21 protein-coding genes and 2 tRNA genes are annotated in these 20,809 nt (G+C 51.0%); 22 read left to right on the plus strand and 1 reads right to left on the minus strand.

Annotated features, from left to right (window positions below):
• Window positions 1–98 precede the first annotated feature (98 nt).
• Both QZ305_RS00985 and QZ305_RS00990 read left to right on the plus strand, forming a co-directional pair.
• A complete protein-coding gene (locus tag QZ305_RS00985; protein WP_294729629.1) occupies window positions 99–605 on the plus strand; it encodes a hypothetical protein in 507 nt (168 codons plus the stop codon).
• Complete coding sequence (locus QZ305_RS00990) at window positions 602–1,501, plus strand: HAD family hydrolase (RefSeq protein WP_294729630.1); 900 nt, start codon at window positions 602–604, stop codon at window positions 1,499–1,501. Before QZ305_RS00985 ends, QZ305_RS00990 begins: the two co-directional genes overlap by 4 nt.
• A gap of 60 nt (window positions 1,502–1,561) precedes the next feature.
• Here QZ305_RS00990 and QZ305_RS00995 read toward each other — a convergent pair whose 3' ends face one another.
• A complete protein-coding gene (locus tag QZ305_RS00995) occupies window positions 1,562–1,909 on the minus strand; it encodes a helix-turn-helix domain-containing protein (RefSeq protein WP_294729631.1) in 348 nt (115 codons plus the stop codon).
• Window positions 1,910–2,266: 357 nt separating this feature from the next.
• On the opposite strand from QZ305_RS00995, the gene QZ305_RS01000 reads away from it, so the two are divergent.
• From QZ305_RS01000 to QZ305_RS01095, 20 genes are all read left to right on the plus strand, one after another.
• Complete coding sequence (locus tag QZ305_RS01000) at window positions 2,267–2,788, plus strand: hypothetical protein (RefSeq protein ID WP_294729632.1); 522 nt, start codon at window positions 2,267–2,269, stop codon at window positions 2,786–2,788.
• A 169-nt stretch (window positions 2,789–2,957) separates the two neighbouring features.
• On the plus strand, window positions 2,958–5,990 hold the full coding sequence (locus QZ305_RS01005) for a hypothetical protein (RefSeq protein ID WP_294729633.1): 3,033 nt from the start codon (window positions 2,958–2,960) through the stop codon (window positions 5,988–5,990).
• Between the two features lie 31 nt (window positions 5,991–6,021).
• Complete coding sequence (locus QZ305_RS01010; protein ID WP_294729634.1) at window positions 6,022–6,219, plus strand: hypothetical protein; 198 nt, start codon at window positions 6,022–6,024, stop codon at window positions 6,217–6,219.
• The gene (gene lepB, locus QZ305_RS01015) at window positions 6,216–6,776 is read left to right on the plus strand and encodes a signal peptidase I (RefSeq protein WP_294729635.1); all 561 of its coding nucleotides are present in this window, start codon (window positions 6,216–6,218) and stop codon (window positions 6,774–6,776) included. Before QZ305_RS01010 ends, lepB begins: the two co-directional genes overlap by 4 nt.
• Before the next feature lie 35 nt (window positions 6,777–6,811).
• Window positions 6,812–7,831, plus strand: coding sequence for a QVPTGV class sortase B protein-sorting domain-containing protein (locus QZ305_RS01020; RefSeq protein WP_294729636.1), 1,020 nt, complete (start codon window positions 6,812–6,814; stop codon window positions 7,829–7,831).
• Window positions 7,832–7,862: 31 nt separating this feature from the next.
• Complete coding sequence (srtB, locus tag QZ305_RS01025; RefSeq protein WP_294729637.1) at window positions 7,863–8,603, plus strand: class B sortase; 741 nt, start codon at window positions 7,863–7,865, stop codon at window positions 8,601–8,603.
• On the plus strand, window positions 8,603–9,247 hold the full coding sequence (locus QZ305_RS01030) for a hypothetical protein (protein ID WP_294729638.1): 645 nt from the start codon (window positions 8,603–8,605) through the stop codon (window positions 9,245–9,247). Before srtB ends, QZ305_RS01030 begins: the two co-directional genes overlap by 1 nt.
• A 69-nt stretch (window positions 9,248–9,316) precedes the next feature.
• A complete protein-coding gene (locus tag QZ305_RS01035; protein WP_294729639.1) occupies window positions 9,317–10,777 on the plus strand; it encodes a hypothetical protein in 1,461 nt (486 codons plus the stop codon).
• A 341-nt stretch (window positions 10,778–11,118) separates the two neighbouring features.
• Entirely contained in the window at window positions 11,119–11,469 is a 351-nt protein-coding gene (locus QZ305_RS01040; RefSeq protein WP_294729640.1) for a GTP pyrophosphokinase, read from the plus strand.
• 87 nt (window positions 11,470–11,556) lie between these two features.
• Window positions 11,557–12,282 carry a YoaK family protein gene (locus QZ305_RS01045; RefSeq protein ID WP_294729641.1) on the plus strand — a complete coding sequence of 242 codons (726 nt, stop codon included), beginning with the start codon at window positions 11,557–11,559 and terminating at the stop codon, window positions 12,280–12,282.
• A gap of 107 nt (window positions 12,283–12,389) precedes the next feature.
• Window positions 12,390–12,782 (plus strand): Inorganic pyrophosphatase, encoded by a 393-nt coding sequence (locus tag QZ305_RS01050; RefSeq protein ID WP_294729642.1) that lies wholly within the window; start codon window positions 12,390–12,392, stop codon window positions 12,780–12,782.
• 63 nt (window positions 12,783–12,845) lie between these two features.
• Entirely contained in the window at window positions 12,846–13,388 is a 543-nt protein-coding gene (gene rbr, locus QZ305_RS01055) for a rubrerythrin (RefSeq protein WP_294729643.1), read from the plus strand.
• A gap of 84 nt (window positions 13,389–13,472) precedes the next feature.
• Window positions 13,473–13,715, plus strand: a complete 243-nt coding sequence (locus QZ305_RS01060) for a hypothetical protein (RefSeq protein WP_294729644.1) — start codon at window positions 13,473–13,475, stop codon at window positions 13,713–13,715.
• On the plus strand, window positions 13,712–14,236 hold the full coding sequence (locus tag QZ305_RS01065; protein WP_294729645.1) for a phosphatase PAP2 family protein: 525 nt from the start codon (window positions 13,712–13,714) through the stop codon (window positions 14,234–14,236). Before QZ305_RS01060 ends, QZ305_RS01065 begins: the two co-directional genes overlap by 4 nt.
• Window positions 14,217–15,074 (plus strand): CPBP family intramembrane glutamic endopeptidase, encoded by an 858-nt coding sequence (locus QZ305_RS01070; RefSeq protein ID WP_294729646.1) that lies wholly within the window; start codon window positions 14,217–14,219, stop codon window positions 15,072–15,074. Before QZ305_RS01065 ends, QZ305_RS01070 begins: the two co-directional genes overlap by 20 nt.
• A 53-nt stretch (window positions 15,075–15,127) precedes the next feature.
• A complete protein-coding gene (locus QZ305_RS01075; protein ID WP_294729647.1) occupies window positions 15,128–16,204 on the plus strand; it encodes an exonuclease SbcCD subunit D in 1,077 nt (358 codons plus the stop codon).
• Window positions 16,201–18,768 (plus strand): SMC family ATPase, encoded by a 2,568-nt coding sequence (locus QZ305_RS01080; RefSeq protein WP_294729648.1) that lies wholly within the window; start codon window positions 16,201–16,203, stop codon window positions 18,766–18,768. The genes QZ305_RS01075 and QZ305_RS01080 overlap by 4 nt, the downstream gene beginning before the upstream one ends.
• 126 nt (window positions 18,769–18,894) lie before the next feature.
• A complete protein-coding gene (locus tag QZ305_RS01085; RefSeq protein ID WP_294729649.1) occupies window positions 18,895–19,884 on the plus strand; it encodes an asparaginase in 990 nt (329 codons plus the stop codon).
• Between the two features lie 617 nt (window positions 19,885–20,501).
• Window positions 20,502–20,578 (plus strand) — tRNA-Ile (locus tag QZ305_RS01090).
• Window positions 20,579–20,592: 14 nt separating this feature from the next.
• Window positions 20,593–20,668 (plus strand) — tRNA-Ala (locus tag QZ305_RS01095).
• Window positions 20,669–20,809 lie beyond the last annotated feature (141 nt).

Here is a 20,809-nt window from a genome sequence, read left to right on the forward strand (position 1 = left end):
ATAATAAGGAACGGATGTGCCCACGGCACAAATTCCAGCGTTTGAAAAGAACCGTTGAGTCCGGATTTCCGGCTTTTCGGTACAAAGGAGGAACCCAGTTGAGATTGAAAAAATGGATGATGGCACTGCTCGTGTCGGTGCTTCTGCTCTGCGGCTGTGCCGGACAGAAACAGGAATTCACCATCACAGACGTGACCGTGCAGGATGTCAAAGACATGGCCGATGCAGGAGACACTTTCCTGCTGCTCGTGGAACGGGAAGGCTGTGATTTCTGCCAGGCCATGAATGAATACATGGAAGAAACCAAAGCGGATCACCCCGAAGTGAAGCTCTTCCGCCTGGACACCACAGACTTTGACCTGGTCAAGGAACAGGCCGAGGACAAGACCCTGGTGTCTGAAACAGAAGAAGGCAAAGCGTGGCTGGAACTGCAGCCGTACTTTCTCTATACCCCGGCCATCTACCGCTATGAAAACGGCAAAGCCGACGAAGCAGCCATTGGCTTCAACGTGGTCACCGACGAAATCAGCCTGTGGGACACCACCAGTACCATTGACTTTGACACCGCAAAGACCGAAGGGCTCTGGGAGTTTCTCGAACGATGACAGTCAAGGTTCTGGCATTTGATCTGGACGGGACACTGCTCCGCAAGGACAAAACCGTGGATCCCCGCACTGCCGATGCGATCCACAGGGCAATGGATGCCGGCATGCACGTCGTACTGGCCACAGGACGGGACCGGGCCGGGTGCGAATTTGTCTACAAGCCCCTGGGACTGGAAGAAGGGGAGAACTATCTGGCACTGGTGAACGGTCAGATTCTCTATGACTTCGCGAAGAAAGAATACGACGTGGATGATGTGCTCACCCCCGAAGACAGTGTGAAGATCCAGAACGTCTGCCGGAAATATGGTGTGGAGGGGATTTTCTGCTGCGGATACGACTTCTACTCCTACCTGACCACCCCTGGCAGAGTAAGAAAACAGCTGCGGCGGATCATAACCGGCGAACCCGGGGATTACGGCCTGAAAGCCGCCAGCGATGTGCGGACCTTCGCCAATCTGCCCTCCAAAGGAAAAGTCATTACCAAAGACATCAACAAAGTCTGCATGATCCATTCTCCGAAGTTCTTCGAGAAAAACCTCCCGAAGCTGCGGGAAGAGCTGAAAGACTACGACCTGCTCATGGTGGGCAAAGACTGGCTGGAGATCATGCCCCGTGGTGTGTCCAAAGCCAGCGGTCTGCAGAAAGTCGCAGAGCGGGTCGGCTGCACCATGGAAGAAGTCATGGCCTTTGGCGATGCGGAAAACGACATTCCGATGCTGCAGGAAGCGGGAATCGGGGTAGCTATGGGCAACGCCATGGAAACCGCGAAGGAGGCCGCTAGCTATGTCACGGATACCAATGAAAACAACGGAATCGGAAAAGCCATTGATCTGGTCCTGGCAGGCCGGGAAGATGAGCTGAGACGAAAGAAACAGAACAGGGGCAGCGGTGCATGACCGCTGCCCTTTCGAGTGCATGAATCGCTCCCCTCTGTCCTGCCCGGCAGAGGGGATTTTTCAGTTTCTGTCCAGCTGCGCAAAAACGTCGATTTCAGACAGAATCTGCAGCACCTGTTCTTTCTGCGCCTCGCTGTAGCTTTCCAGCCTCCCGGACAGTCTGGCAGTCATGTTCTCCTGCCTGCCCAGCAGAATGTAGTCCGCAGATGTATCCAGCAGCTGGCAAATCCGGATGATCGTGGAAACAGACCCGCCTGTCACACCGCGTTCCAGATCGGAAATGTACTGCACGCTGACATCCAGCCTTTCAGCCAGCTGTTCCTGTGTCAGTCCCTTTGTTTTCCGGCATTTCTGGATCCTGGAACCAATGTCGATGTTCAGTGGTTTCTTCTTTTTCGGTTCTTTCATGTGTCCCTCTATGACAATTCTAAAAGCAATGCACGGAGTTCGGAACAAGGCAGAAACCTTAGGATGTAATGCCAGGGCACTTAGAATGACTGAATTGCCGATGAATGAATGAGGTTTCAGCGGAAATGGCGGACTGCAGAGTCCTGGAATGGGTTGTTACAGAAAATCCGGCTCTGAAACCGGAATTATTCATTACAAACCAGAACCAAATATTACACGGAAAGAACAAAAACATAACATTTGTATCGTTCCATGGTTTTACCCCGGTAAGTGTAATGCTATTATCGGAGGTGTCAGGTCGTTCCTAAACCAGAGCGATACATTTACAAGCCTGAAAACAGAGAGGAGATGCCCGGTATGAACTATGGCTACACATCCATGCGGCCCGATGAGCCCTTTGAGCCGTTCTGTGTCGGGAAGATCTTCATTGATCAGTTGGGGGATGCAAAGCTGCCCGCATTTGAGGAACTGATTCACGTTCTGAATCCGGAAGATCAGGTGATGGTTCCCAGTCTTGTCTGTCTGGGATGGAGCTTTTCCCGGATTTGGGAGAGATGGGAACGGATCAGAGATACCGGCGCCAGGATTGTGATTCTGGACTGGCCGGATTCTCAGACCATGGCTCCGGAACTCCTGGACCGCATGGTTCACTACCTGCAGCACACGCAGGAGGAACTGAAAAACAGCGGATCGATCAATGTGATCCGCCGCAGCATGGCTCAGTCAGGACCCAAGCCAAAGGACATTCCCGTGGAATTTGAAGAAATCAGCGAGAAGTACAAGCAGGGAGACATCAGCAGCCGGGGAGCAGCTGAGCAGCTGCATGTATCCCACACCACATTTCTGAGATGGTTCAGAACCATCCCGCTGATGGAATAAAGCACAGATCATACAGAAAGGGGAAAGGTATGAGATTCGAACATGCCGGCTGTCTTCCTCCTTAGGAGTTTGCACAGTCAGGACTGCAGATATGCAGGCTGAAAGGGAAGTGCCTGTTGTTCCGGAACAGGTCGAACCCCATAACACAAAACAGAGAAGGAGGGGGAATTTGATTAGGAAGAAACACATAACCCTGTGCTTCAGCCTTTTTCTGGCACTGAGCATGGTTCTTGGTCAGCTGATTCCTGTCGCAGCCACCGATGAGATTCCGGCAGAGGAGCCTCAGGCGGAACAGACAGTACCGGCAGCGGAAGAACCGGCAGCAGAGCCCGAACCGGAAGTGACGACTGAAGAAGAACCGGGAGTCGTCCCCATTGAGGGAACGGATCCGGTACAAGACGAGCAGCCTGCCGATGAAGGCCAGGCTCCAGCAGAACCCGGAGAAGCCGCAGATCCAGTACAGGATGGTGAAGAGGCAAAACCGGAGGAAGAGGAGCAGGAAGAGACTTTCACTGCCAGCAAAGATGGAGCATCCGTAAAGGTTGTAGCGAGAAATGCACAGTTCCCGGAGGGGACCTTTCTGGAGGTCAAAGAACTGACAAAAGAGTCAGAAGACCCTGAAGTAGCAGGTAAATACCGGGAAGCTGAAGAAAAGGTTGGATCCGGTCTTGGTGAGAATGAATCCTTTATCGCCTATGATCTCAGCTTCAAAAATCCCGCTGGGGAAGAAGTAGAGCCTGCTCAGGATGCTGAAGTGGATGTCACACTGACGATTCAGAGAGACAAGTTTCCGGAGAATCTGAAGGAAGATTCCATTGAAATCCAGCATCTGGAAGAGACTGATGGTGGAATTGAAGTAAAGCCTGTTGCGTCCGCCAATGACACGGTGACAGTCAGGGATGCAGTTGTAGAATCACAGTTCGCAGTGGAAAGTTTTTCGACTTTTACAGCTACTTTTGCGAAAGCAAAAGCCGCACTCCCAGAGAGCCTGAATATCACGCTGGAAGATAAGGTAACCCAAAACGGACGTATTGAAGCGAAAGTTGGTGGAATTCCGGAAGGCGCAAAAACTACTTATACCTGGTACAAAGACGGAGTAGAGGTAGCCAGAGTTGCCAACGGTATCGAAAGTGGCGAAAACATCTACACTATTGACAGAGATCCAGAAAAAGCATCGTGGGTGAATGCAGTAGCGGCTAAAGGCCTCCAAAGTACATACCAAGTTAAAGTAACGGTTGATATTGACGGGGAGACTAAAGAGTATCAATCCGATTCGAAGAAAATTGAGTATTATGACTCAATCAGAAACGGAGACTTTGGAACTCCGAAGTTCAATGACTATAGCAGTGATAGGTGGGGCAATAGAGGAACTGCTCAAAAAAACGTTTCAGGTGGATCGGACGTTATTTGGAAGACCACAGACGATGACAATAACATTGAGTTGGTAGGTACGCATAAAGACAATACTACTCATTACAAAGGCACCGATGCTGATGAAAACTATCAGTGGGCTGAACTGAATGCTGAACGCCCAGGTTCTTTGTATCAGGATGTCATCACGCTGCCAGGTACGACTTTGAACTGGAGTTTCGCACATAGAGCTAGAGGCGATAGTCCTAATCGACCAAATGAAAATACAAAAGACACGATGTATCTTTTGATAACTTCAACGAAAGTTGCAGGAGAGAATAATCTCACCAATCAGGCGAGCGTTGAAGAGTTCATTGCTAAGGTAAAAGCTAATCCTACAGCTTATCCAGGTGTCACTGTATATACAGCTACTGATGATAATACCAAATGGTCAGTTCATTCAGGTGGTTATACAGTTCCTGATAAGCAATACCAGACGCGCTTTTACTTCGTTGCAGGTCCAACAGCCTCGAAAAAGCAGAATGCAGATACCATTGGTAACTATATTGATGCTGTTAGCTTCGGTTCAGAAATTCCAGTACCGGTTCCTGAAAAATCCACGCTGTATATTTATAAAGATTTTGGTGCTGATTCTGAAATTACCATCCAGGATTTCAAAACTAATACCAGGCCAGATGCTTCATATAATGCTTTGAAGTTTAGAATACAATATGGAAATGTGGATAAAACGATTGATGTTCCAGTCTATGACTCAAACAGCCCTGTCTATATTGAGCAGCTGGATTATCAAGGAGAGGTGACCATAACAGAGGTATATGGTGATAACTCTACGAATCAGGGGTCAAAGATTGAAGGCTATGATTTAACTACTAAATCTTGGATTGGTGATGGTGGTGAGGACGCTAGTGCTGTTACAAATCAGGAAAGGTCCATAACGGCTACTCTTGCCCGTGAACAAAACACGATAGTCCATTTTGAAAACACGTATAAACAGGAAGCTACGACATTCAAACTTTCAAATAATGTTGAAGGACTTGGAGCTAACCTACAGGATCCATTTGAATTTCTGATTCAGCTGACGAAGGATGGACAGCCCTATACGAAAGATCTCGTCCACGGGGACAATACGTATACCTATGATGAGACTAGACAGGGTCATGTTGTATCTCTGAAACATGGGGAGTCGATCGAACCCTCAATTCCGAAAAACCTGAATGTCAAGATTACCCAAACTGAGAAGACAGGTTATACAACCACTCATGGGTTGGATACTGCCACTCAGAATGGCTTGGTTCATGATCATACTAATGATGTTCTTGATGGTCACCACATTACGTTCCTAAATACGCTGAAACAATCTGAACTCACGGTTGTCAAACAGGTGACAGGTAATTTTGGTGATAAGTCAAAGTCCTTTGCTTTTGAGATTCAGCTTACGAATCCAGATGAATCACCCGTAACAGCTGAAATCACGGGATTGACCAAGGGTGATATGGCTGGTCTGTATACTTTCTCATTGACAGATGGTAAAAATATTAAATTGACTCTTCCCTATGGAGCCACATACAAAGTGATTGAATCGAGCGAAACAGCCGCTGGTTATCAAATTAGTTATGTAGTTGATGGTGCAGATGCAGTTAGTGGCAGTGAGTATTCAGGTACATTAACCACTGCTTCGACTGTTACATTTATTAACCATAAGCAGGGGGAAGTTCCGAGTGGATTGGGGGATCGTAACAATTCCATATATGGTCTTCTTTTCTCAGCAGGTACAGCTCTGATTTTGGTTGGAGCGATTGTCATGATTCGTCGGAGGATGAATGCCATCTAAGCCTGTGAACAGCAGGTCTTCCTACAAAACGATGGAGGATATTGCGGAGTTCATTGATGGAATGAAGTTCAGAAAGAAAACTTTTGGGGGTGTGGATGAGCTCGACGTCCTCAAGCAGATGGAAGCTCTTCAGCAGGTATACCGGTCTGTATATGAGAATCAGGCCGCATACTATCAGGCCCTGATTGACGAGCGAGATGCGATCATCGCCAGGTTGAGAAGAGGATGAAAAAACGCAAGGAGAAGGTTTCTGTCAGCCCTGAACGTTCAATTAAACTGAAGCGGCGAAAGGCGCTGGATCACCGAGATATCCAGAGCTTCATCGTCCGTCTGGTTGGACTGGTCCTGTTTGTGATTCTTCTGTTCTATGTGATTTTCCGGATCATTCCGGTTCCCAATGATGACATGCGTCCCACCTTGCGGGCCAGAGACCTGCAGCTGGTGTATCGGTATCCCTCCGAACTCTGGAACAACGATGTTGTTGTTTACGAAGGCGGAGAGAAAACGAGAACCGGACGGATTGTCGCAAGACCTGGAGATACGGTGGAAATCACGGAAGATGACCGTCTCATGGTAAACGGTTCTGTGGTATCGGAAGGAGATATTTATTACTCCACCCCAGCATACGATTCGGATGTTACCTATCCAGTCTCGCTGGGAGAGGATGAATATTTTATTCTGAGTGATTACAGAGAAGGTGCCAAAGACAGCAGACAGTTTGGATCAGTCAAAAAAGACCAGATCATAGGCAAGGTACTGACAATACTGAGAAGATCAGGATTGTAAGTATATAAAAAAGATTTAGATAAGAGAGGAAAATTATGAAACATTATGGAAAGCTGACCGCGGCTGCAGCTGCTGGTTTTATGGCTCTGAGTGCAATGGGTGTTGCACCTGTATTTGCGGCAACTGATACCGCTAACGTCACTGTTACTGTCACAAAAACAGAAAATGTCAAAGATCCAGTAGGTATAATTTCTTTCAAAGCAGATCCTCGAACGCCCGGTGCAGATGAAACTCCGCTTTACGGTGCAGATACAATTACTGCAGGACCTGCAAATGGATTGAGCGTTGCTGATGTAACATTCACTCCGGGTGATAATGATGAACAGATAACGACTAAAACTGCAGCTATTACAATCAATAATTCTGCTTTTACTAACCTGCCTGTAGGTCAGTATTGCTATACCATCAGCCAGAAAAATTCTAATATCGATGGATTGCCTATAGTAAACACCTCCTATAACGCACACGTATTTAAAACGAATGACGGATTGTACCTGACCGTTGATAACGGGAATGGATCCAAACTAGGCGAGGGAAACATTTCATTTGCGAACACTTACACAACAAGAACTCTGACTGTAAAAAAAGTGATTACTGGCAACCAGGCGAATATGTCTGATAAATTCCCGTTTACCGTTACAGTTACACCTTCTACGAGCGGTGAGAAATATGAAGTCTCTACAGATGCTTCAGCGGCTTATGCGGAAAATGGAACTGCTACTATTACTGCAAATCTGGGGAACAACCAGACAATGACTATTTCTGGCCTTTCAGCCGCAGATGCTGCAGCTATTCAGGAATCATTTGCAAAATCGAAAGGATATACGGTCACTACAGATAGCGGAAGTGTAGTAAAGAGTGATAGCGGCGACACTACAACAGCTTCTCTTGCTTCTGCAGTAATGGGTGGTGAAGACAAGACAGTTACATTTACTAACGAAAAATCTGGAGAGGTCCCCACAGGTATCCTGATGACTGCTGCTCCCTATGCTGGACTGGTAGCTCTGGGTGGAATCTTCGCTGGTCTGTTCTTCCGCCGCAAGAGAGAAGACTAATCCTGCCGTTTGACAGTCGAGAGAAATACTGATGTCAAATGCGGCAAGGATTGCCCGTCTTGGTGACCGGTTCGTCACGTTTGTTGCCATGCTGCAGGTGCTTTGCATGATGCTGTATGGTGGCTATTCGCTGTACGATAACTGGCTGATCAATCAGGCAGGATACGGTTCTGAGATGATGAAGTTCAAGCCGTCTGAGGGTCATGTATATTCCCTGGCTGAATTGATGAAGATCAATCCGGATGTGATCGGCTGGATCACTGTTGACGATACACATATCGATCAGCCTGTAACGCAGGGGAAGGATGATATGGAGTATGTAAACAAGGATGCTCTTGGAGAGTTTGCCCTGTCCGGATCTGTCTTCCTTTCGTGTCTGAATGATCGTACCTTCTCTGATATGTACAACCTGACATATGGCCACCATATGGAAAACGGCGGTATGTATGGGGATGTGACGAAGTTTCTGGATGAGAAGTACTTTGAGTCTCATAAGACTGGAGCCCTGTACAACGATACGTGCACCTGGGATATTTCGCTGTTTGCTGTCCTGAAGACAGATGCAGGAGATCCTGTGGTCTACAATGCCGGGTCTTACAAGAATTCGGCTTCGGATGTGGTTTCCTATCTGGAACAGAACGCGCTTCACTATCGTTCTGTTCCTTCGGATTCTCAGGTTATTGCCTTGTCCACCTGTTATGACACGGAAACCAATGGACGAGTGATCGTCTTTGGCAGATTGGAAAACAAACGGGAGGTGAAAGACAGCTGATGAAAGGCATTCTGAAAAAACTGATGCGAATCGGCTTTGCCGGTGCACTTTCTCTTCTGGCATTTGCTCCTTCTGCTGTAATGGCACAGGAAAGTACGGTGGATGTTAAGATTCCGGTATCCACGGAATTTACTGAAACCTCCGACCAGCCTGCCAGTACAGTCAAACTGACAACCGATTTCAAACTGGAACCTCTGGGGGGAGCTCCGGCTCCGGCAGCTGCACAGGTTTCCATTGATGGAGCGGGAAAGGCAAGTCTGGGACCTGTCTCCTTCTCTGCACCGGGAAACTACTATTACCAGCTGACTGCCAGTTTGGTAAAAGGTGAGAACAATTCCGACCTGGATGAAAAGCTGATTGTCCGCGTCACGGTGGTAAACGATGATAAGGGAGGTCTGAGCAGTGTGGTCACTGCCTACCATTCCCAGTCGGATGCTTCCAGTGACAATGGGAAGGTGGATACGATGTTTTATATTGAGTATAAAGCGCCCAAATCTCCCACTCCCAGCCCGACAGCCCGGGATCCGAAAAAGGCTTTGCAGACAAAGACTTCTGTCTATGCGCAGCCTGGTCTCTGGATCCTGCTGGGAGGTGCGGCTCTGCTGATTCTGATTGGTCTCGGAAAACGGTCAAAAGCCAGATAATAATAAATTGGAGAGGACATAGTCCTCTCCAATTTTAATGGTATCAATAATAAATGAGATTTATGAATTATGAAGAAGGAAAAGGAAATGAACTTCGAAAGCAGTAAGCAAGAGATACTTAATAAAGTATTATTGCTAAATATTGGATTAGTAGCAGGATTATTTTTTCTGATTTTCTTTGACTGTATTTATTCATGGTATAAACAAGATCAAGATGTAAGCTTTATATATAAAGACTTATCAACATTTGCAGTCGGGGTTATGAGTATTGCCATAACAACATGGGTTAGTTTGAACATATTCAATGCATTAGAAAAGAACGAAATCGACAAACTTACTAAAAGTACTGGTGAGCTAGGCGATAGCCTTGAAGAGTTGAACGAAAAAGCAGGCAAATATGAACTTGGTATTAATATCAAGCTGTCTGAAATTGAATTTGAGAATACAATGCATAAACGCAATCTATTAGAGGTAGAGTTAGATAGTGATCCGATTTGGGGACAGCTATTTTTGGATACTATTGATGCCTTAGAGTTTGAAGCGCAGGATATTGCAATAGCTAAAGTTATAGAGGGAGAACTATATTTTAAAAGAATAAAAAATGCATATAGCTCTAAGAATTGGGCCCTTGTAAAAAAACTGACCAATTATAAACCTGACATTCTTAGGGAAGAGTTTGATAGTCAAAGTGATTACCAAGATTTAAATATTTATCGAGTCCTAAGAGATTCAGAGGTTGAATTGTATCATTCTATAGCATGCCGAGAAGAGGAACAGTGGGAATCGTTTAAGTATTTCTCCGAATCAAATGTGGCTAATTTAATTAATAATGAGGATTTCCTGCTTGAATCTTTCAAATCAAGAAGCGACGAGAAACAGTTAAAGGGATATTTATACCAGAAAATAGCCCATATCTATATTTATTTATTAGGCCACCAATCTAATCGTGAGTATCAGAAAGATGAAAAGAATTGGATAGAGCAGGCGAATAAATATGCAGAGAAATCAATTAGTCTAGATTTAAGCACTTCGGAAATATATAGAATAATAGGGATGATTTATGAGCGGATACTTGATCCGGAAATAGCTTTGGATTATTTCGAGAAATCGCTTGAAATAGACCCACTCTGTGATAAAGCCGCCTATAAAAAGCGATGTCTAGAGCTGAAACTGATAAGTGATAGAATATTGGAAATAAGCGATGATGGGAAAAACTGGAATATTATTGAGCAGGTTCTTTCGAATAATGAAACGAGGAAAGAAATTTTAAAAAAGCTCAATAATATTCACCTTGGCATTCAAAGTGATTTGCAACATTATAACCAATCCCTTGATTTTTATAATCTACTAACATGGTGTTATATTTGTCTTGCGATTGTAGATGATTCTATAGAACGTCAGAAAATATATTTAGAAAAAGCAGATATTGAGTCAAAATACGGTAAAAGAGTCAACACCTTCAATGCCGATATTAATGCTAAAAAATTGAAAGTTGCGAGAGAATATATAGAGTCCATTGGTGACTCTTAGCGATTCCTTGTATTGCATGGAACACACTAGGTAACAGAGAGGGTGACGTATCTTGAATAAATATCTTCTTGCCTACGATGATGGAAATATGATTATCAGAAGCCGCAGATCCAAACTGCCACAAAGATATGATCCCAAGACAAAACAGTGGCTGGAGGATGTCAGGCTTTGTCGGATGTTTTTTGGAGATATGCCAGTTCGGGCAATCAAACGGAAAGATGCAGAACGCATGATTTGTTTTGGTAAATGAATCAGATAGAACTGGCCAGGACAATTGCAGAAAGGGCTCATGAGGGACAGTATGATAAAGGCTGTCACCCTATTTTCTGCATGTTCAGGCAGTGGCTGAAGGAGTCTCTGGAGATAAGCTGAAAGCTGCGGCATATCTTCATGATTCACTGGAGGATACGAAACTGACTGCTGAAGATCTTCAGAAATTGGGAGTTGAGTCATCTGTAATCCATCTTGTTGAACAGCTGACCAGAAAGCCTGGAGAGTCATATCAGGAGTATATTGACAGAATATCCAAAGACCCTGATGCTTCACAGATCAAATTAGCAGACCTGCGCCACAACTCAGATCTTTCGAGAATACCTTTTCCTGTGGATGAAGACAGGCAGCGCAGAAAAAAATACCAGCGTTCAATCTGCTATCTGGAGAATGTTCTGGAATCACATAAAAACAATGCGTGAAGCCGGGAGAGGGATTTCCCTCTCCTTTTCATTTCTGAAACCGTTTACTCGCCAGCTGTAACAAATTTCAGGTTTATACTTTTACCTATGAAAGCCTCTGAGTCTGAACAGGAAATCTACCTGGAATGCGAGAAACGCCACATCTTCCTCCTGCTTATGTTTGTGGGAGGTTTTTATGGTGCCTACACCTATTCCTGCCGGGGTGGCGTTTTCTGCAACGCCCAGAACGCCAACTTCGTTCTCTTCTCTCTGAACCTGGGCCAGGGCAAATGGCTCGGCGCCCTCTATTATCTGATCCCCATGAGCGCCTACCTTTTCGGTTCCATGCTCAGTGAACTTTTGCCCGGGCCAATCCGTCGCCGTTACCCCCTGCGCTGGGATACTCTGTTAATAGGGTTTGAAATGCTTGTGGTGCTGCTGCTCGGGTTCATTCCTGACTCGGCTCCCTTTCAGATTTCTCAGATTGCGGTGAATCTGATCTGTTCCATGCAGTACAACACATTCCGTCAGGCCAGAGGCCTGCCTATGGCCACCACCTTCTGCACCAACCATCTGCGCCAGCTGGGGATTTCCCTGGTGAAGCTGATCCGTCATCCCGGATCTCTGCATCAGAAACGCCGGCTGTCCATGCACTCGGCCATGCTGCTGGTGTTTGTGCTGGGTGGAATCCTGTCTTCTTTTCTCTGCATGTTCTTCTCCGGACGGACCATCTGGTTTGCCCTGATACCGCTTGCGGTCATCTTCCTGCAGCTGATTTATGCGGACCGGGTGCGGGAAGTGACACTTCGGGACAGAGTGCCACATGGGCACTAGTTTCACATATTTCTGCCTTATCTCTGAAAGAAACCGGATTTGAATGAAAATAGTTTCATTCCCTGAAAGCTGGCTATATAATAAAAAGGCATTGTTTGGAGGGCATCATGGAAGGTCAACTGGAAAACAATATATTCTTCTGGCAGAAACTGGATACACTCCTGCTTTCAAGCAGCTGCACCATCGACCGTCCCAAAGGAAGTCATCATTATAAGTACAGAAATTTGATTTATCCTGTAGATTATGGCTTTTTGACGGATACGACAGGTTCTGACCAGGCGCCAATCGATGTATTCAAAGGATCGAAAGGCGGAATCAAAGTGCAGGCCATTGCGGTGTCTGCGGATATCCTGAAAAAAGACTGCGAAGTGAAGCTGATCACCGGCTGCACCGAACATGAAATCCTGCGGATTCTGGAGTTCCTCAACCAGACGGAATTTCAGAAAGCCATCCTGGTCAGGCGGGGGAATGAAGCACCTTCCTGGGCCACTTCAGACTGATTCAGTCAGTTGAAAGTTAGCCGGCCAGCATACTACAATAGCGGTGGATGGAGGTAATATCCAATGGAATTAAAAGGATCTAAGACAGAGCAGAACCTGATGGCTGCTTTCGCCGGCGAATGCCAGGCGTTCACGAAATATCAGTGGTATGCAAAGCAGGCTCAGAAGGATGGCTATGTTGTTCTCCGCAACATCTTCAACCAGACTTCCGGCAACGAAGAAGCACATGCAAAACTGTGGTTCAAGTATCTGCACGACGGTGCTGTACCTGCTACAGAACAGAACCTGAAGGATGCATGGGAAGGCGAAAACTACGAGTGGTCTGACATGTATGCAGACTTCGCCAAGACTGCCGAGGAAGAAGGCTTCACGGAAATCGCTGCGAAGATGCGCATGGTCGGCAACATTGAGCTGCACCACCGCAACCGCTACCAGGCTATGCTGGATGAGCTGGAAAACAAGACCATCTTCACAAAGCCTGAAAAGGTTAAATGGATCTGCCTGAACTGCGGCTACATCGCAGAAGCAGAAACAGCTCCTGCAAAGTGCCCGGTTTGCGCTCACCCGCAGGCCTGGTTCCAGGAACTGATTGACTACAACTGCTAGTCACAGCCAACAATCATCAAAAGGGGTCTCCTGAATTTCAGGAGGCTTTTTTTTGCATGGGGGCGGGCATGCTATCATGAACCCATGAACATTCAACAGGCGATGAATGAACTGGAAGCAGGGCACACCCTGCAGTCCGGTCACACACTTCTCAAGCGGCGGAACGACATGATTCTGGCCAGTTCCGGAACCTGGACCGCACGCATCCCTTTGCAGGACTTTGAAGCTCTGTGGGCTTCGTGTCCCTTCGTCCTGCACGCCCCGGCTTCCTTCATCGACGAAGAAGCGGATGCCCAGTACTATGGAAAGCTGCGGTCCCGGCAATGAACGGCCGGATTCTGCTCTGGTTCCAGACCCTGCGCACCCCGGAGCTCAACCAGATCGTGCTCCTGCTGACGAACACCATCTGGCTGGCGGCTGCCCTGCTGCTGGTCCTGCTGCTCTTTTGCCGCACCAGAACCCTGGGCTGGCGCCTGATCGCCGGACTGGCACTGACCCTGATCCTCTCCACCGCCCTGAAGCACTTCGTGCAGGAACCACGGCCGTTTCTGGTGGTTCCGGGTCTGGAACGGGTCGGGCCGGTCCCCGGCGGCACCTCCTTCCCCTCCAGCCATACCGCAGCGGCGTTCGCACTGTTCTGGGGTCTGCTCTTTGCCAAAGACCGCTGGTGGATCCCGGCGTTTCTCTACGCAGTTCTCATCGCTCTGACCAGGCTCTATCTCGGGGTGCACTACCCGACGGATCTGGCCGGGGGCATTCTGGTCTCGCTGCTTTGCTGCGGTGTGACCGCCTGGGTATTTCACCGACTGAAACAGAAAGGAACCATACATGATGAATCACACAACTGATACAGGGCTGAGCTGTGCCCGCCGCATTCAGTACTTTGGTCTGGCCATGTGGATCTATGTCGTGCTGCAGTTTGTGACCGGCTTTGTCGGCGCGCTGCCTGCTCTGCTGGGGATCAACACCACCTGGCTGGTGCTTCTGGGCGGTACGGTGGTGGCGGGGCTGCCGGCGATGGCTGTGGCGCTGCAGACGACGCATACAAAAGTGGAAGGGCTGAAAACCACCGGTCATCACTTTGTGTCCACGTATCTGCGCTATGTCCCCATGATGTTTTTCTGGAACATTGCCTTCGGTCTGTTCTGGCAGCTGTTTCAGGTCTCGGACCAGACACTCCCCGCAGCGCCTGATCCCCTGGACATGGTTCTGATGCTGCTGATAGCGGGATTCATTGGCCCGGTGGTGGAAGAGCTGTTCTTCCGGGGATTTGCCTACAACTGTCTGAAGCCTTACGGTGCGGTGTTTGCGGCGGTGATCAGCAGTCTGGGGTTTTCGTTTCTGCACATGAATTTCGTGCAGGGATTCCCGGTGTTCTTCTTCGGTCTGGTGTTCTGCGCGGGGTATGAACGGACGGGAAGCATCTGGCTGCCCATTGCGCTGCATGTCACGAACAACACCCTGGCGGTTCTCAACGGCTGGTTCCCGCAGCTGGTGTGGATCATGATGGTGCTGGCGGCTGTGGGACTGGTGCTGACTGTTCTGGCTGCACCGGTGATTCGCCGGGACTGGGATGCGCTGATGGAAAAAGTCCGGCTGTTCCGGTGTGTGAAAAAGGCCCCGGCGTTCTGGCTGCTGGGGATCCTCTATGTCCTGACGGGGATCTGGTTTGCGGTAGCCGCATGAGATTCCTTCATATATCGGATCTGCACATCGGCAAGCCGTTTTATCATCAGGACATGCGGGAATTTCTGGTGCTTCAGGAGGATCTGCTGACGAAGGTGATTCAGACGGCGAAGGATCAGCACTGTCATGCGCTGGTGATCGCCGGGGATATTTATGACCGGCAGGATCCCGGGGCGGAGGCTGTGGCGGTGCTGGACCGGTTTCTGAACCGGCTCAAGGACAGCGGTCTGCTGGTGTTCATGATTGCTGGCAACCACGATTCGCCGAAGAAACTCGGCTATGCCAGATCCTTTCTGGAGGACCGGAACCTGTATCTGGAAACGGTGTACCAGGGCTCCATACGACGGGTGGAGACGGATGATGTGGTGTTCCATCTGCTGCCGTTCATCAAGCCCTTTACCGCTGGACCGTATCTGGAGCAGCGCCCGGGGTCGTATCAGGAGATGATGGAACAGGTGCTGTCCCGGGAAGAACTGGCACCAGGAAAGGCCCATGTGCTGATCAGCCATCAGTTTGTCTCCGGGGCTACGACCTGCGAGTCGGAGACGCTGATGGTGGGGGGCCTGGATGAGATTGGGGCAGAGGTCTTTGCGGGGTATGACTATGTGGCGATGGGGCACCTGCATTCGCCGCAGCGGATCGCAGAGAATGTGTGGTATCCCGGGACGCTGCAGCGGCTGTCCATCAGCGAGTTGGAGCAGCAAAAAGGCGCACTGGTGGTGGATGTGGATCCGCAGGCTGAACCCGGCAGCCGGGTAACGGTCACTCCGGTGCAGATTGACCCGCTGCGGCGGTTTGAGAAACTCACCGGCACCCTGGATGAACTGACGGATCCGGCGTTTGTGGCGGCCCATGACCGGGATGCCTATGTATATGCGGCGCTGCAGGATGAACAGCCCAATCCCCTGGCGCTGATGCGGCTGCAGGAAGCCTGGCCGTATCTGGTGGGACTGGGGTACGAGGCGCTGGAGGCCCGGGTGCAGGAAGCAGCGGGGGCTTCGGCGGCTGTGCGCAGTGATGACCCGGCTGAGAACATCCGGGAGTTCTATCTGGCACAGACCGGGCAGAGCCTGAGTCCGGGGCAGGAAACGCTGCTGGAGAAACTGCTGAAGGAGATGGAAGACGCATGAGACCGCTGAGACTGGAACTGCAGGCGTTTGGTCCCTATGCCAGCCGGGAAGTGATTGACTTTTCGGCGTTCGGTTCCCGGGGACTGATTCTGATCACCGGGGAAACCGGTGCGGGAAAAACCGTTCTCTTTGACGGCCTGATGTATGCCCTCTATGGACAGCCTTCCCAGAAAGAACGGGATGCGCAGATGCTTCGGTGCAAAAATGCCGATCCCGGGACTATGACCCGGGTGAGTCTGACGTTCGAGGAAAAGGGGCGCGTGTATACCGTGACCCGGGAACCGGCGCAGGCCAGGCTGAAAAAGAACGGAAAGGAGTTCCGGAAAAACGCCGATCCGGAGCGGCTGGAGCTGAAGACAGAGACAGAGGTGCTGGAGAACCGGGAGGCTGCAGCCAGGATCCGGGATCTGCTGGGGCTGGACGCCGCCCAGTTTTCCCAGACGGTGCTCATTGCCCAGGGGGCATTCCGGGATCTGCTCACGGCGGACAGCCAGCGGCGCCAGGAAATCTTCCGGGATCTGTTCGGAACGGGGTTTTATGACCGGGTGCAGAAGGAGCTGCAGGAAAAAGCCCGCGTAAAGCGGGAGGAACTGGATGTCTGTGTCCGGGAAAACGAAGTCCGGCGATCCGGTCTGGGACTGTATCAGGAAACGCCTTTTGATGAAGCCGCCTGCCGGAAGACACTGGAGCAGGAAGCGGTCAGTCTGGAAGCCCTTCGGCAGGGGGTGAAGGAGAAGGAAACCCGGCTGCAGGCTTGCATTGCCCGGATTGAACAGCTGCGGGCCAGGGAGAAGGAAGAGCAGCGGCGGCAGCTGCTGGCGCAGCGCCGGGAGGATGCGTGCAGAACGGAACGGCGCTGTCAGGGGCTGCTGGAAGAACTGGAGCCGCAGCAGCCGGTGTTCGAGAAACAGCGCAGTGAAACCGCGGTGCTGGAAAAACAGGCGGCGGACAGCCGGAAAGCGGAAGCGCTGAAGCAGCAGGCAGCCAGTCTGGCGCAGGCAGTGAAAGCCGGAGCCCTGGATCTGGAGAAATCCGCGGCGGATCTGGAGAAAGACCGCCGGCAGCTGCTGGATCTGCAGGATGTTCCTGCCAGGCTGGAACAGGCCCGGAAACAGCAGCAGGATCTGGAAAAGATCCGGGAGCGGCTGGTCCAGAAAAAAGCCGCTGAGCAGGCGCTGGCTCAGGGAAAAGAGCGGCTGAAAACTGCCATGGCGGCGTTTGAAAAAGCCAATGGCACCTGGCTGACAGCCAGTCACCGGTTTCTGGCTGGACAGGCCGGGATTCTGGCGCAGTCTCTGCGGGATCACGAACCGTGTCCGGTGTGCGGCAGCCGGGACCACCCGGCACCTGCCGGGCTGGAACAGGATGTGCCGGATGAAGCGCAGGTACAGCGGCTCAGGGACAAAGCCCAGGCTGCAGAATCAGCGCAGCAGCAGGCGGCTTCCGAGGTTTCCCGGCTGCAGGGAAACCTGGAATCCCTGGATCCGGTGCCGGATACGGATCTGAAGGCAGAGCTTGCAGAGAGCAGCAACAGGATCCGGGATCTGGAAGAGAAAGAGAAACAGCGGGCGCAGCTGAAAAAAAGTCTGCCGGCCAGGGAATCGGCTCTGGAGAGCCGCCGGCAGGAACAGACTAACCGGCAGTCCGAGCTGGCGGGTCTGCAGTCCTCGGTGCAGCTGCTGCAGGGAACCGTCCCTGCGGCAGAGCTGGAAGCCCGGGCCAGCCGGATGAAACAGTCCTGCGAGGCCTTTGAGACCCGCCTGCAGCAGACCCGGGAGCAGCTGACCTCCGCCCGCTCAGCCGGCGAGGCAGCCCGGAAGGCCATGGAGGAGATCCCTGCTGTGACTGGCAGCCCGGAACAGGAGCTCAAGTCTGTGGATGCCCAGCAGAAGGAGCTGTCGGCAGCGCTGGCTGCGGACCGGGAGAGTCTGGAGCAGCGGGTGCATGTCCTGAAAAATGACCGCCGTCTGCTGGAGACGCTGACATCCGGGTATCAGACACAGCGGCGGCTGGAGCAGGAGGTAGCGGACCTGAATATGCTGTCCCGCACTCTGGCGGGAACCCAGAGCGGCGTACAGCGGATTTCCCTGGAGGCCTGGGTGCAGATGATGTATCTGGATCAGGTGCTGGAAGCGGCCAACCGGCGGTTTCTGCAGCTTTCCCGGGGACAGTACCGGCTGGTGCGCAGCGAGAGCCAGAAAAAAGGCGCCGGGAAAACGGGACTGGATCTGGCGGTGGAAGACCGGTTCAGCGGAGAGATCCGGGCGGTGCAGACACTGTCCGGCGGTGAGTCCTTTGAGGCCAGTCTCTGTCTGGCGATGGGACTGAGTGACCGGGTGGCTGCGGCGAATCCGGGGATCAGCATTGATACGCTGTTCATTGATGAGGGATTCGGTTCGCTGGATGATGAGAGCCTGCAGAAGGCGATGCAGGTGCTGCAGGAACTGGCGCAGTACCGGTGTGTGGCGGTGATTTCCCATGTTTCGGGGCTGAAGACTGCCATTGACCGGCAGATTCAGGTAAAAAAGAACCAGGGTACCAGCCACGTGCGGCTGCAGGTGTGAGCCGGGAACAACTGCCGTAAGCCGGATTCTGCAGTCCGGCTGCGGCTGATGCACTCAGGCGGTTGCTGGCCCTGGCTGTATCGGCAGGAAACGGGTATCGGCGATGCCGGGAAAAGAGGATGTTGTATGGCGGAAGATCGGAAGAAGATTGCGGTGATTGCCACGGGTGGAACCATTGCGGGGGCAGGTCCTGCGGGGGATTCGGCGGGGTACCGGGCGGGGGAACTGCCTGTGGAGCAGGTGGTGAAATCTGTGCCGGGTCTGGCGGATGTGGCGGATCTGGAGATGTATACGGTGTGCCAGGTGGATTCCAATGATGTGACGTTCGGGGTGTACCGCGAGGTGAAGAAACTGGTGGAGGCACTGGAGGCGGATCCATCGGTGGATGGCGTGGTGATCACGCATGGGACGGATACGCTGGAGGAAACGGCGTTTTTGCTGAATCTGGTGCTGGATGTGAAGAAGCCGGTGGTGATCACGGGTGCGATGCGGCCGGCGACGGCGACGAGTGCGGATGGACCGGGTAATCTGATGCAGGCGGTGTCTCTGGCGGCGGATGATCAGGCTGCGGGGATGGGCGTGCTGGTTGTGCTGTCGAATATGGTGTTCGCGGGCCGGGATGTGAAGAAGACGGATTCGATGAGCACGGATGCGTTCCGGCAGAATGAGTTCGGTTTGCTGGGGTATGTGCGGGACCGGCGGGTGTCTCTGATTCACCGGCCGTACCGGTTTCATACCAGTGCTTCGCGGTTCAATGTGACGGATTTGCGGGATATGCCTGAGGTGGAGATTTTCTATGTGCATGAGGAGTCGGACCCGGGGCTGCTGCGGTATATGCTGGAGCGTTATGATGGTGTGGTGATTGCAGGTACCGGTGGCGGGAATTATCCCCGGGCGGTGCAGGATGTGATTGAGTCCTGGGATGGTGAGTGCATGATTGTGCGGGCGAGCCGTCTGCCGGAGGGCGAGGCGGTCCCGGATGAGGTGTTTGATCCGATGCAGAGGACGATTGCAGCGTATGATCTGATGCCGCACAAGGCCAGGCTGCTGCTGATGCTGGGGCTTCAAAGCGGTCGGAGCCGGGAGGAGATCCAGGAGGATTTCCGGGTGTACTGAACAGCCGTCAGCCAGCGGAATGAACAGCCGGAGGCTGGTCATTCTGCCCGCTGACTGGGCATCGAACCCGTTGCAAAAGGAAATGCTGCAGCGTGACGGACCAATCCGGATCTGACAAGACTGAAAAATGGAATCCGCCATAACTGACAGATTCCGGTGAAGTCGCTGATTTGCTGGCTGTAAGCGAAAAAACGCAGCGGGTTTGCTGAACAACTGCAAGTTGTGCAGCAAACTGGCTGCGCTATAATGAAGGTACAGACAGCAGACATCAACCGATGTGCTGTTTATTGATTAGCAGATGATCTAGCGATCATCCTGAGCACGGTCGGTGCTGGTACACTGATCGTGCTTTTTTGCAGCCAGTTCCGTGACAGCGGTAGCTGGTCACGGAACACGCTGAAAAAGGCTGTACCTCATACAGCCGAATAAGCCGGAATTCACAGCATTCCGGGGTCTCTGATTCGAACACTATTAGCATGCAGTATATCAGATTCAGCGTGTTTTCTGCACAACCTTTGGTTGTGCAGAAAACTGGCTGAGACTGGCTGAGACTGGCTGAAATTTCTGCTTGCAAGGAGAAAGGGGACTGTGGTAATATCAATGAGCAGTCAACAGATGGGCCTGTAGCTCAGGTGGTTAGAGCGCACCCCTGATAAGGGTGAGGTCGTTGGTTCAAGTCCATTCAGGCCCACCATCTGTTTTATATGTGGGGTGTTAGCTCAGCTGGGAGAGCACCTGCTTTGCACGCAGGGGGTCAGGAGTTCGATCCTCCTACGCTCCACCACTATGAAAATTCGCCTTCAGGAAACTACCTGAGGGCTTTTTTTTTATTATCTGGAATGCAAACCTGTCTGAATGCTGATGGTGACATCGACTTTGTGCCGCTTTGCCGGTACAGGCTCTCCTGTCCGGTCAGCCCTGATGC

It is taken from the genome of uncultured Faecalibaculum sp. (genome assembly GCF_910588395.1).
Taxonomy (GTDB): Bacteria; Bacillota_I; Bacilli_A; order Erysipelotrichales; family Erysipelotrichaceae; genus Faecalibaculum.

Excerpts from the sequence above, each read along its gene's own strand:
- QZ305_RS00990 (WP_294729630.1), top strand. The coding sequence starts at position 602 with ATGACAGTCAAGGTTCTGGCATTTGATCTGGACGGGACACTGCTCCGC.
- QZ305_RS00995 (WP_294729631.1), bottom strand. The coding sequence starts at position 1,909 with ATGAAAGAACCGAAAAAGAAGAAACCACTGAACATCGACATTGGTTCC.
- QZ305_RS01000 (WP_294729632.1), top strand. The coding sequence starts at position 2,267 with ATGAACTATGGCTACACATCCATGCGGCCCGATGAGCCCTTTGAGCCG.
- QZ305_RS01010 (WP_294729634.1), top strand. The coding sequence starts at position 6,022 with ATGGAGGATATTGCGGAGTTCATTGATGGAATGAAGTTCAGAAAGAAA.
- lepB (WP_294729635.1), top strand. The coding sequence starts at position 6,216 with ATGAAAAAACGCAAGGAGAAGGTTTCTGTCAGCCCTGAACGTTCAATT.
- QZ305_RS01020 (WP_294729636.1), top strand. The coding sequence starts at position 6,812 with ATGAAACATTATGGAAAGCTGACCGCGGCTGCAGCTGCTGGTTTTATG.
- srtB (WP_294729637.1), top strand. The coding sequence starts at position 7,863 with ATGTCAAATGCGGCAAGGATTGCCCGTCTTGGTGACCGGTTCGTCACG.
- QZ305_RS01030 (WP_294729638.1), top strand. The coding sequence starts at position 8,603 with ATGAAAGGCATTCTGAAAAAACTGATGCGAATCGGCTTTGCCGGTGCA.
- QZ305_RS01035 (WP_294729639.1), top strand. The coding sequence starts at position 9,317 with ATGAAGAAGGAAAAGGAAATGAACTTCGAAAGCAGTAAGCAAGAGATA.
- QZ305_RS01045 (WP_294729641.1), top strand. The coding sequence starts at position 11,557 with ATGAAAGCCTCTGAGTCTGAACAGGAAATCTACCTGGAATGCGAGAAA.
- QZ305_RS01050 (WP_294729642.1), top strand. The coding sequence starts at position 12,390 with ATGGAAGGTCAACTGGAAAACAATATATTCTTCTGGCAGAAACTGGAT.
- rbr (WP_294729643.1), top strand. The coding sequence starts at position 12,846 with ATGGAATTAAAAGGATCTAAGACAGAGCAGAACCTGATGGCTGCTTTC.
- QZ305_RS01060 (WP_294729644.1), top strand. The coding sequence starts at position 13,473 with ATGAACATTCAACAGGCGATGAATGAACTGGAAGCAGGGCACACCCTG.
- QZ305_RS01065 (WP_294729645.1), top strand. The coding sequence starts at position 13,712 with ATGAACGGCCGGATTCTGCTCTGGTTCCAGACCCTGCGCACCCCGGAG.
- QZ305_RS01070 (WP_294729646.1), top strand. The coding sequence starts at position 14,217 with ATGATGAATCACACAACTGATACAGGGCTGAGCTGTGCCCGCCGCATT.
- QZ305_RS01075 (WP_294729647.1), top strand. The coding sequence starts at position 15,128 with ATGCGGGAATTTCTGGTGCTTCAGGAGGATCTGCTGACGAAGGTGATT.
- QZ305_RS01080 (WP_294729648.1), top strand. The coding sequence starts at position 16,201 with ATGAGACCGCTGAGACTGGAACTGCAGGCGTTTGGTCCCTATGCCAGC.
- QZ305_RS01085 (WP_294729649.1), top strand. The coding sequence starts at position 18,895 with ATGGCGGAAGATCGGAAGAAGATTGCGGTGATTGCCACGGGTGGAACC.